The following is an 18520-nucleotide window of genomic DNA, read 5'->3' on the forward strand; positions in this document are numbered from 1 at the left end:
ATGTCCCCCGACCCCTCTCCCCTGCTCACCTACACACCCGCCGGCGACCCCCAGAACATCCCCACCGGCACCCCCCGGACCGGCCTCGGCATCGACATCACCCCGCCCGCCACCGGCGCCGTCCACTGCAGCCAGATCCTCATCTCCGTACCCGTCGGCCCCGGCGCCCCCAGCCTCTTCTCCGCACCCCCCACCACCTCCGTCAGCACCAACACCTGGGCACCCACCACCACCCCCCGCCGCAGCGCCGACCCCTACAGCACCCCCGACACAGCCTCGGACTACACCACCACCGTCATCTACGACCACCTGACCGGAACCCCCCAGCCCATCGGGACCGACCTTTCCCTCTCCCTGGAAGGCGCGGTGAACAACACCGCCGGGGACGTGGACATCCGCATCCGGGAAACCTCCGGAACCACCCCGGACCCCGCCACCTTCACCACCAAGGAGACCACGATCATGGTCCGCAAAACCCCCGCCGACTTCTACATCAGGAACTTCATCGCCACAGCCCCGGACAGTCCCACAGTCCCGTGCACCGACTTCACCAACGGCGCACCCATCCGGCTCTCCTGGGAGAGCAACGGAACGAACTTCCAGCTGACACTTCCCGACCAGGCCTCACCCATAGACCTCAGCACCGCGACCGACTACACCATCCAGAATGGCGTCACCCGCGACACCACTCTCATCCTCACCGCAACCCTCACCGGCACCGACGGCACACCGGCCCGCCTCTACGACAAACTCACCCTCACCATCAACAACCCCGACCTCACACCCGTCAGCGTCCAAGTCGCCAATACTCTCGACGTCACAGGAAACACCACCCTCACCACCGCCACCGCCGGCGACCTCACCGCCAACGGCGTCATCAGCGCCGCCACCATCCAGTCCGACGGCGCCCAAATCGGTCAAGCCGGGATCATCCTCAAGGGCCCCGCGCAAGCTTTTGGCGCAAGGGAAACAATTCACGAGGATCGATTTCCCGCGTCCGACTCGTTCACGGCACCGACCGACGGGTTCATTGTTGCGCAGTTCTCCTTGAACACCTCGCGAGTGGGTCCCTGGATAGGCGGTATGGCCATTACACTGGATTACAATGTCTATTACCTTAATTCTCAACAGGGAATGCCCGGCGAACCGGATTCAAAGCCCGCGAGCATTTCAATCCCTATTGCGATGGGCGTTCAGTGGAGTTACGAAGTCAACTATGGGCCACCACATGAAGGCGCCATTGCTCAAATCTACTGGTTCCCTCTGGGTCTGTAGGAAAATCCCTCCGGGAATTGATCAAAACCGCCGCGGCCGCACCATGCCGGCGAGCACCAGAAAAGCCCCCCGCCACGCTCGTGCAGGAGCCCGGGAGTCAGGACAGCGATCTCGGCACGAAGAGCGGCGCGGGACTGCCGGAGGCGTCAGGTGGCCCGGAGGGGTCACACAGAGGCGGTCGGTGTACTGCTGGAGGCCGGCGGCCGATCCAGACGCCGGGCGGCACACCGCACTGACCCTCCCGTTCAGCCGCAACGGACCGCCCGCCGCGAAGGAGCACCTGATGCCCCCGGACACCACCCTGCTCACCTACACCGCCTCCGCCCCCCAGGGACTCCCCACCGGTGACCCGCAGGCCGGCCTCGACATCGCCGTCACCGCGAACACCGCCGGCCCCGTGTACTGCGGCCAGATCCATGTCGCGGTCCCGGTCGGCCCCGGCGCCGCCAGCGTCTTCACCGCACCCCCGATCGCCTCCGTCACGACCAACACCTGGGTCCCGACAAGCGCCCCCCGTCGCAGCAGCGACCCCTACAGCACCCCCGACACCACCGCCGACTACACCGCCACCATCGTCTACGACGCACTCACCGGCACCGCCCAGCCCATCGGCATCGGTCTCACCCTCGGTCTGGAAGGCGCGGTCAACAGCACATTCGGAGACACAGAGATCCGGATCCGGGAAACCTCCGGCACCACCCCCGACCCCGCCACTTTCACCACCAAGGAGACCAAGGTCATGGTCCGCAAAACCCCCGCCGACTTCTACATCAGGAACTTCATCGCCACCAAGCCGGCCAGCCCGACGGTCCCCTGCTCCGACTTCACCAAAGGCACAGACATCCGGCTGCAGTGGGAAAGCAATGGCACCAACTTCAAGATCACAACTCCGACTCAAACCATTGACCTGGGCACCCGCACCGAATACACCCTCACCGGCGGCGCCGGCCGCGACATCACCCTCCTGCTCATCGCGACCTCCACCCCCGCAACCGGCAGCCAGGCCGTTCTCTACGAAACGCTCACTCTCACCATCTCCAACCCCGACCTCACACCCACCAGCGTCGACATCGCCGGCACGCTCAACGTCACAGGAGACGCCACCCTGGCCACCGCGACGGCCGCCGCACTCACCGCCACCAACCTGACCGCGTCAGACGCCGCCATCAAGGTCAAACTCGACGCGGAAGAACTCGACACCAAGAAACTGACAGCCGCGTCCGCAGCGCTCACCGACCTCACCGCAAACGGTTTGACACAAGTACTCGGGCGGGTATCCCTCTTCGGCCGGCGCGAATTAATATACAGAGGAACTGACAGTAACGGCGAAAGTTCGGTAACAAGGAATACGGACGGGTTCATCCTGATGGAATCCAAGGGAGAGTGGAACCATCGAGCGGACGGAGGCATGACCGTGACCGTCAATATCGATGGCGAACAATTTGATCTGGGTCCCTCAGAATACTTGGAAACCGCCATCATTCCCGTTCCGGCCGGAACTCGTTGGACCTACAACGTCAGCACTACCAGCTTCGACTTCAACGTGGAGCCCACCATTTACTGGTGCCCCCTGGGAAAGACCCAGACGTAAACCCCGACCGGCTTCATTGAAAGAACGGCTCTTACCGGGGTTCGCAGACGCCGGCCGGTCGCTCGTTGCGGACCCGGTCAGGGGCTCTGCTGCGGCGTCGTTGCTGTTGGCGAGCCGGAGGGGGTCGGCGACTCTGTTGTAGAAGTCGTCGAATTGGGTGTTGTCCTGGCCGAGGTAGAAGGTCATGAAGCGGTACGCGTCGACCTTGCCGGGTGCCAGGATCGGTTCGCCGGGGGTGTCGTACTGGGTTGCCGTCGGCGTATTGCTGGAGGTCGCGGGCGGGGTTGCAGGCGACGTCGAGACGGTGGGTCCGGGTGGATGCCGTGGAGCGGTGGCGGGTGGTGGTCATGCCGCCGCCGGCGGCGGCGGAAGCGTCCGTCTGAAAGCCGGCGCCGGCAACAAGGCCCTGAACAGAGCTTCTATGCCTTTCAGTGCTGTCGGAGCCTTCCCTGATCACGCGGCGGAGAGTCCCTGGATCGGCCCTGGGGCAGGCGTGAAAGTCGCTCAGAGGTCGTTTTCACCGTAGAGCGGACCTACGGCCGGCTCACGCCGAACCGCCGCCTGGCCCGCGACTGCGAGACCCTCCCGGCCCGCTCCGAAGCCATGATCCACCTGGCCATGACCGACCTCATGGCCCGCCGCCTCGCCGGAGAGACCACCATCTCCTGGCGCGACCCGGCATCACCGGAACAAAATCGCGCAATGAGATAGAACAAAGAGAGAAAACGACGTCATAGTGGCAACTCCCCTGTGGTGAGCGGGACGGGGCGGGGGGTTGTGCGGCGATCGGTGTCCGGCACCGCGGGGCGGTCTCGGCGAGCCCAGCAAGACTCAGAAGAGACGACCTGGGGGGTGGGAGTGGCGGGTGGTGCCCCGGGCGCCGATGGCAGCCGGGGCGTCTCCTGCTTCACCGATCCCAGGAGGATCTTGAATGATCTAATGATCGACGGCCCAGCAGGCGTCGGTCGCCGTCTTCGCCATGGCTGTGGCGGGATGAACGATCCGGCCGGGCGAGGCCCGCCCCCGCGCACCCCCGCCGAGGGGTGCCTTTCTCTCGTTCGACGGCAAGGGATGTGAAGAGCTGCATGAGGAGACCCTCCATGGCAGTGGGCTCGGCCGTGCTGTGCTTCGCTCTGCTCGGCCTGTCCGCAGGCGCCGGCAGTGCGACCGCCGCGCCCGGGCAACCAGCAGGGACGGCCGCCGCATTCGACGGCACGGCGGATGCGCCGGCCAGTGAGGCGGCCGGACCGGGCACCGGTGTCCGCCACGACTACAACGGCGACGGCCGCAGCGATCTGGCCGCCTGGTACGACTACGCAGACGGGCACGACGCCGTACGCACCTTCCTCGCGGGCCCGGACGGCGCTTTCGCCGCGCCCGGGGTGGGCTGGGAGACCCCCGCGGGCAACTACTGGGCCGAGAACATGAAGCGCCTCACCGGCGACTTCGACGGGGACGGTGTGGGCGACCTCGCGGCCTTCTACGGTTACGAGAACGGCCGGGTCACCCTGCTGACCTGGCTCGGCCGTGGAGACGGCAGCTTTGCGGCTCCTCTCCATTCCTGGACCGCGGAGCCGGGCAACTGGAATTTCGAGGCCATGACCGCCCAGGCCGGCGACTTCAACGGGGACGGCCGTGACGACGTCGCCGTCTGGTACGCCTACGGGGACGGCAGCGACAAACTCTTCACGATGCTCGCTCGCCCGGACGGCGGTTTCGGCGGGCACTTCTCCTCCTTCCAGCGGGCCCCTGGGGATGGCTGGCACGTCAACCGCATGAAATTCGCCACCGGCGACTTCAACGGGGACGGCCGCGACGACCTCGCGGCGCTGTACGGGTACCGGGACGGCAGCGTGAAGCTGATGTACTGGGCCGGGCGGACCGATGGCGGGTTCGCCGAGCCCGTGCACGGCTGGGAGTCCACGGGCTGGACGTTCCGGCAGCCGAGTCTGCACGCGGGTGACTTCGACGGTGACGGCCGTGACGAACTGGCTGCTTGGTACAACTACGCAGACGGGCACGACGCGGTGATCGGGTTCCGTCTCGGCACGGACGGAAAGTTCGGCAACCGGCGGGACATGCTGGTCCTCCCGGCGGGCTCGTACGACCATGCGCGCATGAAGATCGTCACCGGCGACTTCAACGGGGACGGCCGCGACGACCTGGCCACTCTCTACGGCTACTCCGACGGACGGGTGAAGACGATCACCTTCACCGCCAGGTCCGACGGTGCCCTCAACAGCCCCCTGCACAGCTGGGAGTCCCAGCCGGGCAACTGGACCTTCGGCCGGGTCCACATGATCGAGGGGTACACCAGCCCCGCCACGCTGCCCTACTGTCCCGCTGTATTCGGGCACGGCGGGTATCCCCAGCAGGCGCAGGCCTCGACAGTCGACCAGATCCGTGCACCGAACCACCCCAGGGGCCTCGCCCAGGAGAAGAGCTGGGGCGCAGCCGGGGTGGAGGCCGATCTGCGGCTGACCAAGAACGGCACCAAGGCCGTGATGTGGCACAACGCCAGCACCAACGGGCTGACCGGACCGAACGGTTCCGTCTCGGAGCTGCCGTGGGCGAGCGGGACGAACCCGCTCAAGGGACGCACCATCACGCGCGGCCCTTACACGGGCGAGACCGTGTACACGTTCCGCGAGTGGCTCGACAGCGCCAGGTCCCTCGGCGTGGTCGTGATGGTGGAGGTGAAGGGGGAAACGAAGCAGTTCCTCCTCCACAGCGACCCGTCGGTACGGGAGACGGCCTGGAACGAGGTGCTCGCACCGGTCGCGGAGCGCATCGCGTCCCAGGAGATCATGATCTACACACATGACGAGGAGCTGGCTCCAGAGCTCCGGAGCCGGGTCGGCGCCGCCGGCCTCTCCGCGGCCCTCACCGGCTTCCCCAAGTGGTACGACGTCGTCGACTGGAAGGAGCCGCCCCCGCCGGCCTCCGGCAACCACGCTTCCTGGCAGCGGGCGCTGGACGCCGATGTGACCCGGCTGGCCACCTCGTGGACGAAGGACCTCACCGGCTGGATGGACGGACGCTGCGTCTGACGTTCGCACCGGGCCGCGGGGGAGGCGATGAAATCCGCCTCCCCCGCGGCCGGTACTCTCCGCATGCCGCTCCACGGCCGGATCAGCGGGAGAGCGCAGGCAGGAGCCGCGAATCCGCCGTGACCAGCTCCCACCATCGGGACAGACACCCCAGCCCACCGTGCTTCGGGCCTCTCTGTGCACCGCTTCGTCGCTCACGTCGACCGACACACCGCGACATCGGGGATCGACGGGAACAGCGACTCCTCCAGCCGGAGCACCACTTCTCCCACGGGCCGAACTGCCGGCCGTGCCGGTCGTACAGGTCCCTCACCATGTCACCGGTCAGCTGGAGGTGGCCGGTGGGGTCGGGCAGGACGCTGAAGTCGTCGCCGTGGCCTTGGACGAATCCGGGTTTCATGCGGCCGGCCGCGGCGCCGGCGCGGACGGTGGATGCCGTGAGCCCGGCGACGGTCCCGGTCTCGGCGTCGACAAGCAGGTCGTCGTTCTGCTCGCCCTGCTGGTCTCCCAGAGCGGCGACATCGGGCTGACCCCGGTCGTCGACCCGAAGAACAAGGCGCTGACCCGCTCGCGGCTCTCGCACGTCGACCGGAACCACGTGCGCGCCGACACCATCACCGCGGCGAACGCCGCGCTGATCGGCGCGCAGTCCCGCATCGAGCCGGCCCAGATGCGGGGCGGCGGACTGCTCGCCTCCGTCGACGGCCCGCGCTTCGTCGTCCCCGTCAAGAGCATCAACGCCGGGCCTTCGCCCAAGTACTGCGGCTGCAAACGCGGCGTGACCTGGCTCAACGCCGTCAACGACCAAGTCGCCGGTATTGGCGCGATGGTGGTGCGCGGCAGCCCGCGCGACAGCCTCTACACCCTGGACACCCCGCTGAACCCGGACGGCGGGGTGAAGCCGGAGATGGTGGCGACCGATAACGCCTCGTACTCCGACCTGGCGTTTGGCCTGTACAAGATGCTCGGATTCCGCTTCGCCCCGCGCTTCCGTGACCTGGCCGATCAGCGGTTCCGGCGGTCCGACCTGCCCGACGGAGAAAAGCCGTCGGCCGGGTCCGGACCGCTGGAGGACGTGGCCTGCAACAAGGTCGACTGCGAGAAGATCGCCACGCACTGGCCGGACATGCTGCGGGTGGCCGGGTCGCTCATCACCCACCAGGTGCGGGCTTACGATCTGCTGCGGATGTTCGGCCGCGAGGGGCACCCCCCCTGGCCAACCCCGACCTCCAGATCTATCCCGGCCAGGGCATGACCCGCGTCCGCCGCATCGGCACCAACTGAGCGCGGACGGCCGAGCGCCCGGCGCGGAGCCCGCGCCCGAACAGGCGGTGAGGGACTCCGGCTCGATACTCGTTTCACGGGGCTTCAACAGCGTGGCAAAGCCCCAGGGCACCACGTCCCAGCTCGTTGGTCTGCCATCTCAGTGTCGATGGAAGGCGCAACGGCCGACACCGCGAGGGGAGACTCCGGGTCATTCTTCACCATTGAGCTGAACGGTTCAGCTTGATGGTGCGCCACGGCGGGTGGTTGGGCGGGGTGGTATTCGCCGTGGTGGTGGCTGGTGCGGTGTGACGTGTTGTGGTGGCGGTGAGGGCGTCCTTCCTGTGGCGGGCAGGGGGTATGCGCCATTCCGTAACTGTGCGAGGGCTTTTGGCTGTGTGTTCGATATCCGGTGGGGGTGGGGTGTGGTCTGCTGTGCCCGGCCTCGTGTTGACCGCGTCTTTGCCGCCCCTTGGGGCGGCTTCTTTCTGTTGTCCGGCGTTTGCTCCACCCGTCTGCCCCACGCCCTGCTTCGCAGGGCATGGCCTGTCCGAGGGATGGTTCATGAGCACGGCTGATCAGAGTCTGGTGAAGATCTACAGCGACCGCACCTACACCCACACCACGATGGTGCGTCATCAGGGCACGGTGATCGCGTTCGCCGTCGACGACAAGCGGAGGATCGTTTACGCGGTTCTCGACCTGTCCTCCTTCGACGAGAAGAAGGGGGAGCTGGATGTGGCGTACTGGTCGGAGAACCCGGCCGAGTTACCCTTCCCCACCGAGGTGGTGAAGGTCGGCTACGCGGTGGCCGGCGCGACCGCGATGCCGGTGGTGAAGAAGGGCGGCCGGACCGAGGCCGGACCCAACGACCTCCTGACGCCGGAGGAGACGGACCCGTTCCTGTCCTCCACCGCGCGGCTGACCGCGCCCGGCGCCCCGTTCCAGGTGGTCTCCGACGGCTCGCATGTGGTGGTGCTGCGGCAGTCGATCGACGCGGGTCATGTGGACGCGGTGTTCACCCTCGCCGACGGTGTGAGTTCCACGGGGGACAGGGGCCGGGCGGATGTGGTGAAGACGGGCACCACCCCTGCGCCGGTCGTGGACGGGACCTTGCTGTGCGACCGGTTCCTGCTGGTCGGGGGGCGGCTGAAGCCGGTGGCGGAGGTGCGGTTCAAGCGCAGCCGGCACAAGACGCTGCCCGCGTCGGAGAAGGACAGCCTCGGCCCGGCCGACATGGACGGGAAGGCGTTCTTCGAGCCCACGCAGGAGCTGGACCTGATCCGCAACCTGACCGGGGGCCGGTTCACCGCCGTCCTCACCCCGACCGCGGTGCAGGGGCAGCAGCGGTGGCAGTTCTTCGCCCACAACAGCGCCACGCGCCGGATCGACTCCTTCAGCATTGAGCAGGACCCGGACGGGCTGTTCAACACGCAGGGCAGCCGCTACTGGACCAGCCCCGACCCGCAGTACCGGGGGTCGGTGTACGAGCGGGCGCCCGGTATCTGCCCGTTCACCGGCAAGGCACTGGTCCCGCTGGTCCCCGACACCCGGCATGCCGAGACCGCGCTCCAGTTCGACGGCGTCAACAATTATCTGAACGTGGGGGAGGCGTCCGCGCTGAAGTTCCAGGGCGGGGCCTACGCGGTGGAGGCGTGGGTCCGGCCGGGGGCGGCGGGCGGTCCGGTCGTCGCCCGGTGGGACGGTCCGGAGCAGGGTGGTTTCCAGCTGCGGATCACCGATGGCGGTCAGGTGGCGCTCGATCACAGCGGCGGCACCCTCACCTCGGAGCAGACCATCACGCCGGACACGTGGGCGCACATCGCCGCCTCGTTCGACGGCACCGCCGCCACCCTCTACATCGACGGGGCCTTCAGCGGCAGCAAGGTCCTGCCGGCCTCCGGTGACGAGTCGGCGCTGGTGCACATCGGGGCCAGGGAACACGGTCCGTTCTACAGCGGGACCATTGACGAGCTGCGGATCTGGAAACGGGCACGGGGCCAGAGCGAGATCGTCGACAGCAGCCGCTACCGGCTGATCGGCAACGAGCCCGGTCTGGTGGCCTACTACCGCTTCGACGAAGGCAGTGGCACCACCGCCCACGACCAGACCGACACCGCCGCCCACGCCCATCTGGACTCCTCTCCGCAGTGGGTGGCCTCCTCCGCCCCGGTCGGTGACCACCCCGGGGTCCGCCGCGACAGCTTCACCGTCGCCGGCCGCGACACCGTCTCCGGACTCGCCGCGACGCTCTACTACCAGCAGGAGGACGCCGCCTCCGGCTACCGGGCCGAGGCGCAGCCCGTCAAACGCCAGGCGAGGGTTCTGCTCGCCTTCGCCACCCGCCCCGCCGGGGACTCGTCGGCCGAGGCGCATCTCGCGAGTATCGACTTCGGTGTGGGGATCGACGGGCGGCTCGCGGACATCCCCGACGCGGTCACCCTGGCCGAGCTGGGCCTGGCGCAGGAGCAGGGCATGGACAGGGCCAAAACCCTGGAAGGGCTCATTCCCCGGCTGGAGGAGCAGGCGGCCGGGATCCAGCAGGACATCGATCCCCTCACGGCCGAGGGACAGCGGCTGGACGCGACGATCTCGTCCATCACGAGCGGGAACCGGGACGCGCTGGGATGGACCTACAAGCTGCAAGGCACGACATACCTTCCCTCCGGGCAAACCATTACCTATCGCTGGGATGGCCAGTGGTGGGCGCTGCCGCTCACCGGGGTGGCCGGGCGCTACGGCAACCCTGCCGTGGCTCTGTACGGCATCAACCTGCCCGGCGACTTCCCGACGAGCATCCTCATGCCGTGGGAGGGCAGGACGATTGACACCGTAGGGTGCGAATACACCGATCCGGTGCCTGAGAAAGCCCGTTGGTACATCGACGGCTCCTTCCCTGGTTCCTTCCGTCTGCAGCACGCCATCGACGACACATGGCTGATCATGGCCGGCAGGGGGGGTGCGACCGAGGCCGGCGAGGCCAATGGCACGCTGTTCTCCGGAACGCGAGGGGGAGCGGCGCCCACTCCGCAGCTGGCTTCCCTGATTGCCCGCCGGGCGGAGATCACCTCCGAGCTCGACAAGCTGAACGGGGACCTTCTCGCCAAGCGGGCGGAGATCAAGGCCGCCCAGGACGAGCTGAACCGGCTCCTGGGCGTCGGCGATGTCGCCCTGGTCCCTATCAGTGTCGACGTGGCCGGTCTGAGCTGCGCCGGGGGGCTGCTGAGGTTCGCGCGCACCGATACCGCGCCGTTCCTGATGGACGGTGCGGACGGGCGGGTGGCGCTCTACTTCCGGGGCGCGAACGGTCAGTTCTTCGCCGCCTATCTCGACACCGGCACCCTGCGGGGTGTGCAGCAGCTGACCGGCGGCGGGCAGACTCTCCGGTTCACCGCCCGTGACCCCGGGGTGGACCTGGGTTCGGGGACGGTCATCACCATCGCGGACAGTTCGGTCGCCGCCCGATTGTGCGATCTGACGATCGTGCGGGGCACGGACAGCGAGACGTTCCCCGGGGTGCCGCGCGCGGCGCGGGAGCTGGCGGCGGTCGTCAACGGGACGCCCGGTGAGAGTGTCCCGGTGGGCACGGTGGACTCGGTCCAGGGCACCGTGGTCACCCTCGCGGCCGGCACCCCCGTCGCACTGCCGGCTGCCGGATATCTGAGGATCGGTGACACCGTCCATCAGGTGACCGGTGCCGTGGAGGCGGGCGGCACCAGGGTCACCGTCACCGTCGAACCACCGGCCGAGTCGGCGGGGGCGGTGGTGTCCCTGGTGCCCTACGACACATCGCTGGCCACCGCGTCCCGCCCGGGGGCCTCGCTCACCGGAGGGTCGCGATGGGTCACGGTCAGCGCGGCCAAGGCCGATACCTCGGTACCCAACGGCACCGCGGCCGTGCTGGTCACCGGCTACGGTTCGCGCTGGGGGGCGGATTCCCCGGGGCGCGCGTTCACCTTCGACGGCACGGCCCAGCTCCTCGCCCTCCCCGACGGCCTGCTGGACCAGGTCACCACCCCGGCCGGGGATCTGAGCGCGGAGGCATGGTTCAAACCCGGCCTGCTCACCGGCGCGCGGGCCCGGCTCCTGCACCTCAACCGCGGGCAGACGAAGGCGGCACTCACCCTGCTCCCCGACCCCGTCGCGGGCGGCATGCTCCTGGACGGCAGCGACGACGCCCTGCAGATCGACGGCTTCAACCCGGCCGGGACGGACTTCACCATCGAGTGCTGGCTCCAGCGCGCCACCGGCCACAACGTCGTCGACACCGTCGTCGCGGACGGCACCAGCGGCCTGACCGTCGGTTTCACCCCGGAGGGGACCTTCAGTTTCGGCTTCGGCACGGACAGCGACGCCGAGCTCCTCACCACCCCCACCGCCATCACCGACGGGGCGTGGCACCACTGGGCGGTCACCTTCGACCGCACCACCCTCGCCCAGGTCATCTACCGCGACGGAGCGGAGGTGGCCCGCCGCACCGCTGCCGCACCGCCCGCCTCCGGCGCCAAGACCATCGTGGGCCGCACCGACAGCGGCGGTTCCGCCACCTTCTTCTCCGGCCGGCTCGGGGAGCTGCGGACCTGGAGCACGGCACGGTCCGGCGCGGACATCGACGCCGACCGTTTCCGCCGGGTCACCGCGGGTGAGCCGGGTCTGACCGGGGCCTGGATCTACGAGAAGGACCGCACCGGCACCACGTCCGCCGACGGACAGCAGCGGTTCACCGACATCAGCGGCAACAACCACCACGGCGGCGTCTGGGGCAACCCGGCCGCATCCGACTCCATCCCCATGACCTACCGCGTCCAGGCCGCGGTGGGCGACAAGGTCCGTGCCGGGCGGGAGAGCCACCGGTGCGGGGAGTGGGCGCATCTGGCGGCGGTGTACGAGCAGTCGTGGGCGCTGCGGTTCGACGGCTCCTCCTGGGCGGAGACCCCGGACGCCGATCAGCTGGACATCACCGGTGATCTGACGATCGAAGTCTTCGCGACCATCGACACCATCGGTGCCCGGCAGGGCCTCATCTCCAAGGGGCGGCTCGCCGACGGGGCCGGCGGGAGCGTTCCGTATCAGCTCTCCGTCCTCGCGAACGGGAAGCTGGAGTTCGCGTTCGAGGAGCCGGGACCGGTCGTCAAGCGGTTCACCTCCTCCACCGCGCTGTCCGCCGGCTTCCACCGCATCGCCGTCGTACGCCGGGCCGGCCGCACCACCCAGGAGGTCAAGAAGGCGCGCGACTTCCCCATCACCAACAGTGATGGGAACACCACCGTGCAGACGCTCGACGTGATCGAGCGGGTGGATGTCGAGGAGTGGCAGGACATCCAGTTCTTCGTCGACGGACATGATTACGGCACCACCCGCTACACCGGCCCCGGCCCGCGGGGCAACGACGGGGTGCTGGAGATCGGCCGCGCCCAGGACGGCGCCAGCCGCTATCCACTGACCGGGACGGTCGGCGAGGTGCGGATCTGGGGGAAGGCGCGGGACACCGACCGGCTCGGCACCCCTCTCCAGCCGCGTGACGAGGCCCTGCTCGCCCGCTGGACGTTCGAGGAGAACACCGGCAACACCGCCGCCGACCCCGTCGGCGGATTCGACCTGAAACTCCGCGGCGCCAGGTGGGCCACCGACCCCGACCCGGGCGCCTCCTCCTTCACCCTCTACCACAACGGCCTCCCGATCCCCACCGACACCCCCGACCCCAACCCGCTGACCGAGTGGGGCGACGACCAGCTCACCTTCGCCGCCCTCAAGAAGTCCGGGGCCTACAGCGACTTCTACGGCGGCACCCTCGAAGAGGTGCGGCTGTGGCGCACCGCCCGCACCCCGGAGGAGATCCTCGACAGCCTTTTCACCCGGCTCAAGGGCGACAAGCAGGACCTCCTCGGGTACTGGCCCTTCGACGACGCCTCCACCGCGGTCACCGCCAAGTCTGTCGCCGACCAGTCCCTGCGCGGCAACAACCTCGACCTGGGCACGGACGACACCCGCCCCAAGACCCTGCTGTCCACCGCTCCCGTGTCCACGGACACCGCCTCCGTCCGCTCGGCGCTGGCCGGAGTCCGCACTTCCTTCCAGGAACTCGTCTCCACCCCGCCCGCCGCCGGCGAGTACGCCGACGTCCAGTACACAGCCACCGGTGAGACCCGCGGTGTCCTCAAGCGCGCCTACACCCACACCACCGACGGCACCTGGCATCTGACCACCGGCTACAAGGTCGGCGACCTCGTCAGTGAATGGGTCAGCCAGGTCCAGTACGACCCCCAGCTCATCGGGTACATCGAAGGCGCACCTCCGGTCCCCTCCGAGAACCTCACCTCCACGGTTCATGATCCCGAGGGCTGCTCCAGCGTCACTTTCCGCCAGGCCGAACAGGTCACCTCCACCCTCTCCTCCTCCACCGAGAAAAGCGTCAACACCGCCTTCCACCTCGCCGCCGGAGTCGAGGTCGACGAGCACATCCTGCTGCTGACCGCGCCGCTCGGCTTCGGCACCGCCGAACCGCTGGCCCAGGTCACCGTCCGGGCCAAGGTCGGCGGCAGCTTCGAGTTCTCCAACGCCTGGACGGACGAAACCTCCGTCTCCCAGGGCACCACCACCGAACGCGACACCTCCGCCACCCTCACCGGCCACTGGGAAGACCGCGACCACATCCTCAACACCGCGATCGGCCAACGCTACGTGCCCGCCAACACCGGCTACGCCCTCGTCCAGTCCGAGACCGCCGACGTCTACGCCCTGCGCCTGGCGCACACCGGGGCGCTGGTCGCCTACCGGATGCTGCCGAACCCGGACATCCCCAAGGACTGGAACATCATCGACTTCCCGCTGAATCCGCAGTACACCAAGCAGGGCACCCTGGACGGGGCGGTCGGCTTCGACGAACACGGCAAGGTCCTCGACCCCGCCTACCCGAACGCGCGAGGGTACGGGGAGTACAGCTACTTCAAACCCCGTGAGGCGTACGCGCTCAAGCGGCGCATCCTGCGCGAGAGCCAGGAGCTGGAGAGCTACTACAACAATGTCTCGACCGACACCGGGGACAGCGACCCCACCGCCGGCCGGGCCCAGCGCCTCCTGGAGTCCTTCTCCGGACCCCTGCCCCCGGCCCCCGACAAGAGCGCGCCCTCACAGTCCCAGGACGCCTTCGCCAACCGCAACATCGCCAACACCTACGTCTGGACCGCCGACGGCGGCTTCTTCGCCGAGTCCACCAGCACCGTCGACGTCGTCACCCAGACCACCGGCGGCTCCTACAGCCTCTCCGGCTCCGTCACCGCCTCCGTCGACATCGGCTTCGAAATCGCCGGAGTCGGCGCCGGCGTCCAGTTCGACGCCTCCGTCGGCGGCGGCATGACCGTCACCCGTCACCGCTCCAAGGAATCCAGCCGCACCCACAGCCTCGATGTCGTCTGCAGCCCCACCCGCGACCTCCAGCAGTACGGCACCGACAACAAGCCCCGGTACGACGCCGGCAAACCGGTCCTGGTGCCCGGCAAGGTCGACGCGTACCGCTTCATGACCTTCTACCTCGGCCAGGACAACACCCACTTCGACGACTTCTACAACAAGGTCGCCGACCCCACCTGGCTCGCGAACAGCAACGACGCCGCGGCCGCAGCGCTCCGACAGGCCCGCCAGTCCGACACCAAACCCCCCTGCTGGCGCATCCTCCACCGCGTCACCTACATCTCCCGCATCCTCCCGCCCGTTCCACCCGCCGACGCACCCCCCGTGGAGAAAGCCCTCCACGACATCGACATCCCCAGCAACTACCAGCTCATCCAACGCCTCGACCCCTACACCGCCACCGCCACCGGCTCCCTCGGCGAACTCACCACCGCCACCCGCAACGCCCTCACCGCCCACCTCCCCCAGCTCCTCCCCCACGCCGATCAGATCGTCCAGTTCCTCGCCGACTACTACGGCATCGAAAGCTAGACCCGCGCCGGGAACTCTCCGTCCCGCCCCCGGATCGGGGCAGGACGGAGAACCTCGGGGATACCGCCCTGGCGCAGCCCGCCGCGAATCTCAGGAGCGGAATCAGCGCACGTGTGCGGTGCCCTGACCATCAGGAACAGGCACACGCCCCGTCCCTCGGGCTCGATGGGACGGGGCGTGTGCGCTGCGCCAAGTGCTCCGTGTCAGGCGAGGTTCCAGCGGCCCACCCATTGGCTCAGCGGGGCGGCTCTGCCCGTGTCGATGGTCCGGAGCCAGTTGGCCCCCAGACAGAAGTTGCCCGCGTAGAGATTGATGGTGCTGCCGCTGTTGTTGTAGACGGCCGTGGCCGTGATCCCCCTGGTGTTCTGGCAGAAGTTGGCCCACGGCCTGGTCGCCATCTCGCCGGTGAAGTCACCGTTCGCCCAGAAGCAGACATTCCCGGGGGCGCAGCCCCGGAACACCCGGAAGGACCCGATGTCCTGGGTGTTCGCGCCGGTTTTATGGCCCAGGACCTCCCCGGTGGACTCGCCCGAGCAGTCGGTGGGGGTCAGCTGGGCGACCGAGCCGGTGTCGAGCTGGTTGTAGACGCTGCGCACGGCCGCGGTGGTCCCGTCCGGCCATGTCTGGGTGGCGGAGATACAGGTGCCGTCCGCCGGCGCGTCGAACCGGATGATCTGCCCCGTGTTGTCGGCCTGGTCCCACACACAGACCTGATGGGTCCCACAGCTCTCCGCGGGGCTGGCCGGCGGTGCCGCGATCAGCGCCGTCCCCGCGACCGTCGCCAACGCCACCGCGATCAGGCGCACACCGCGCACCATCCGTACGAAGCGATCCGTCATGAATCCCACCCCTTGCCGACGAGGGCCGCCCACAGCGCACGGAGGCGGTCACGTGAGTGACTCCTGGTGAGATCTTCAGAGGAAGACGCAGTCCGAACCAGGGCGAGTACCAAGAATCCACCCTTAAGTGTCCGGCCGGACAATCGTTCGACCATACTCTGGGAAGGCAGCGAGGTCCGCATCTGACGGAGTGGCGAATCACGCCTGCCGACGGGTGAGAATCCGTCACCGCCGCGGCTGTCTGGGGACTTCGACCGCGACGGCAGCGGACCGGGGAGCAGGCCGCCGGACGGCTGGAGCTGAGCGTCCGCCACGCCGATGGTTCCACGACGGTGCGCGGCCGGGCCCTGGCGGAGCCCACGGTCCATACCCCGCTGCCGGCCCAGGCCGCGTACGGGATCTATGACGCGCTGGGTCCGGAGCGGGCCCGGGCCCGGGTGGCCGGGGAGCACACATACGAGGTGCCGGAATGGATTGTGCTCTCTGTCGAGGGAGGTTCGGAAGAGCATCTGTCCTGGGTGGTACGGGAGAGTGCGCCGGAAGACTGAGCACAGAGGGATGGACGGTGGGGCACATGGGCCGCACCGTCCTTCCTGTGCGGGCTCACGGTCCACGCGGCGAGTCCGCGCAGATGTTCCCCGGGATCCGAGACCTCCCAGTCGTCGGCCCAGCCGACGATATGGCCGCCGATCGAGGCGGCCGCGGCGAGCACGTCGGCGCGCTGCCGCTCCGGGGAGGTCGTGGCGAGCTTCATCCGGGACAGCCTGCCAACGCCGAGCAGGCACTTGCCGCGCCGTCATAGGGCCGTTCGATCACGTTCTGGTCCGTACCGCGCGCACTCTCTCCGTTGCGAACACGCAGAGTACGGAGATTGGACGGCCGACTCCAGGATGATCTTGCTCAGCCGAGGAAGCTCAGCCGCACCTGACGGTTGGCATTGTCGACATTGGTGTCGACCAGGCACACCGACTGCCAGGTCCCCAGCGACAGTCTCCCGGCGATCACGGGGAGGGTCGCGTGCGGGGGGACGAGCGCCGGGAGGACGTGGTCGCGGCCGTGGCCGGGGGTGCCGTGGCGGTGGTGCCAGCGGTCGTCGGCCGGGAGGAGGGTGCGGAGGGCGGCGAGGAGGTCGTCGTCGCTGCCCGCGCCCGTCTCGATAACGGCGATTCCCGCCGTGGCGTGGGGGACGAAGACATGGAGCAGGCCGTCGCGGCCGGCCGCAGCCGAGCGGAGGAACCGCTCGCAGGCCGGGGTCAGATCGGTCACCGTCTCCTGGGAGCCGGTGGTGAGGTCGAGCAGCTTGGTGGTGAAGGGTCCGGGCATGGGGGCATTCTCTCCCGGGCCGGGGCGGGGCGGGGCGCAGGGCAGTCCGGCGGGTTCGGGACGGTGGGCCGGGCGGGGTGCCGGGTGCGGGGTGCGGGAAGATCCATGGCTTCCGGCTAGTTAGTAGAAACGTGAACGATTCTGGGGTGCGCGAAGTCGATGTGGCCGTCATCGGGGCCGGGCAGGCGGGTCTCTCCGCCGCCCACCATCTGCGGCGGGTGGGGCTCGTACCGGACGAGGACTTCGTGACGCTGGACCACGCTCCCCGCCCGGGCGGCGCCTGGCAGTACCGGTGGCCCTCGCTGACCTACGACCGGGTGCACGGGATGCACGCCCTGCCCGGCATGGAGCTGACCGGGGCCGATGGCGCACGGCCCTCGTCCGAGGTGATCGGCGAGTACTTCACCGCCTATGAGGAGCGCTTCGGGCTGCGGGTGCGCCGGCCGGTCGATGTCACGTCGGTGCGGGAGGGCGGGGGCGGGCGGCTGCTCGTGGAGACCTCGGACGGGGAGTGGTCGGCGCGTGCGCTGATCAACGCCACCGGCACCTGGGACCGGCCCTTCTGGCCGCGCTACGCGGGACAGGAGACCTTCCGGGGGCGCCAGTTGCACACGGCCGGATACCGGGGGCCCGAGGAGTTCGCCGGGCGGCGGGTGATCGTGGTGGGCGGCGGGGCCTCGGGGACCCAGCATCTGATGGAGATCGCGCCGCACGCGGAGCGAACGTTCTGGGTGACCCGGCGGCCGCCGGTCTTCGTGTCGGGGGACTTCGGCGAGAGCGCGGGCCGCGAGGCGGTCGCCCGGGTCGAGGAGCGGGTGCGGCGGGGGCTGCCGCCGGAGAGTGTGGTCTCGGTGACCGGGCTGCCGCTCAATGACGCCGTCCGGCGGGCCCGCGCGTCGGGTGTGCTGGACCGGCTGCCGATGTTCGACCGGATCACCCCCACGGGGGCGGACTGGGACGACGGCCGGACGGTGGAGGCCGATGTGATCCTCTGGGCGACCGGCTTCCGGCCGGCGATCGACCACCTCCGGCCGCTGCGACTGCGCGAGCCGGGCGGCGGCATCCGGATGGACGGCACCCGTGCCGCACGGGACGAGCGCGTCCATCTGGTGGGGTACGGGCCCTCGGCCTCGACCATCGGGGCCAACCGGGCCGGGCGGGCCGCCGTGCGGGAGATCACCCGGCTGCTGGAGCGGGAGCCCGCGCTCCAGCGGTAGGGAGCCGGAGGGCACTCACCG

Annotated in this window: 8 protein-coding genes and 2 pseudogenes; 8 read left to right on the forward strand and 2 right to left on the reverse strand. The window is 69.0% G+C overall.

Translation table 11 applies throughout. The annotated features are described in order from the left end of the window. The 6 genes and pseudogenes from ACWCRA_RS21235 (at nt 1) to ACWCRA_RS21260 (ending at nt 15120) form a co-directional block, all read left to right on the forward strand. Nucleotides 1-1275: a hypothetical protein gene (locus ACWCRA_RS21235; protein WP_451068317.1), complete on the forward strand. Its 1275-nt coding sequence runs from the start codon at nt 1-3 to the stop codon at nt 1273-1275. A 283-nt stretch (nt 1276-1558) separates the two neighbouring features. Continuing rightward, nucleotides 1559-2866, forward strand: a complete 1308-nt coding sequence (locus tag ACWCRA_RS21240; protein ID WP_451068318.1) for a hypothetical protein — start codon at nt 1559-1561, stop codon at nt 2864-2866. 516 nt (nt 2867-3382) lie between these two features. Beyond that, nucleotides 3383-3577 (forward strand): annotated as a pseudogene (locus ACWCRA_RS21245) (IS5 family transposase); the annotation flags it as partial. A gap of 389 nt (nt 3578-3966) precedes the next feature. Further along, entirely contained in the window at nt 3967-5916 is a 1950-nt protein-coding gene (locus ACWCRA_RS21250) for an FG-GAP-like repeat-containing protein (RefSeq protein WP_451068319.1), read from the forward strand. Between the two features lie 481 nt (nt 5917-6397). Next, nucleotides 6398-7135: pseudogene (locus ACWCRA_RS21255) on the forward strand (Tn3 family transposase); the annotation flags it as partial. Between the two features lie 608 nt (nt 7136-7743). Continuing rightward, nucleotides 7744-15120: a LamG-like jellyroll fold domain-containing protein gene (locus ACWCRA_RS21260; RefSeq protein ID WP_451068320.1), complete on the forward strand. Its 7377-nt coding sequence runs from the start codon at nt 7744-7746 to the stop codon at nt 15118-15120. Nucleotides 15121-15323: 203 nt separating this feature from the next. On the opposite strand, the gene ACWCRA_RS21265 is transcribed toward ACWCRA_RS21260, so the two are convergent. Further along, nucleotides 15324-15959: a peptidase inhibitor family I36 protein gene (locus tag ACWCRA_RS21265; protein WP_451068321.1), complete on the reverse strand. Its 636-nt coding sequence runs from the start codon at nt 15957-15959 to the stop codon at nt 15324-15326. Nucleotides 15960-16291: 332 nt separating this feature from the next. On the opposite strand from ACWCRA_RS21265, the gene cutA reads away from it, so the two are divergent. Continuing rightward, nucleotides 16292-16507, forward strand: a complete 216-nt coding sequence (cutA, locus tag ACWCRA_RS21270) for a divalent cation tolerance protein CutA (protein WP_451068322.1) — start codon at nt 16292-16294, stop codon at nt 16505-16507. 352 nt (nt 16508-16859) lie between these two features. Here the strand turns inward: cutA and ACWCRA_RS21275 are convergent, their stop codons facing one another. After that, nucleotides 16860-17282, reverse strand: a complete 423-nt coding sequence (locus ACWCRA_RS21275) for a YjbQ family protein (RefSeq protein ID WP_351549853.1) — start codon at nt 17280-17282, stop codon at nt 16860-16862. A 146-nt stretch (nt 17283-17428) separates the two neighbouring features. On the opposite strand from ACWCRA_RS21275, the gene ACWCRA_RS21280 reads away from it, so the two are divergent. After that, nucleotides 17429-18499 (forward strand): NAD(P)-binding domain-containing protein, encoded by a 1071-nt coding sequence (locus ACWCRA_RS21280; RefSeq protein ID WP_451068323.1) that lies wholly within the window; start codon nt 17429-17431, stop codon nt 18497-18499. Nucleotides 18500-18520 lie beyond the last annotated feature (21 nt).

It is taken from the genome of Streptomyces sp. NPDC001889, assembly GCF_053594535.1.

Excerpts from the sequence above, each read along its gene's own strand:
- ACWCRA_RS21260 (WP_451068320.1), top strand. The coding sequence starts at position 7,744 with ATGAGCACGGCTGATCAGAGTCTGGTGAAGATCTACAGCGACCGCACC.
- ACWCRA_RS21240 (WP_451068318.1), top strand. The coding sequence starts at position 1,559 with ATGCCCCCGGACACCACCCTGCTCACCTACACCGCCTCCGCCCCCCAG.
- ACWCRA_RS21235 (WP_451068317.1), top strand. The coding sequence starts at position 1 with ATGTCCCCCGACCCCTCTCCCCTGCTCACCTACACACCCGCCGGCGAC.
- ACWCRA_RS21250 (WP_451068319.1), top strand. The coding sequence starts at position 3,967 with ATGGCAGTGGGCTCGGCCGTGCTGTGCTTCGCTCTGCTCGGCCTGTCC.
- ACWCRA_RS21265 (WP_451068321.1), bottom strand. The coding sequence starts at position 15,959 with ATGACGGATCGCTTCGTACGGATGGTGCGCGGTGTGCGCCTGATCGCG.
- ACWCRA_RS21275 (WP_351549853.1), bottom strand. The coding sequence starts at position 17,282 with ATGCCCGGACCCTTCACCACCAAGCTGCTCGACCTCACCACCGGCTCC.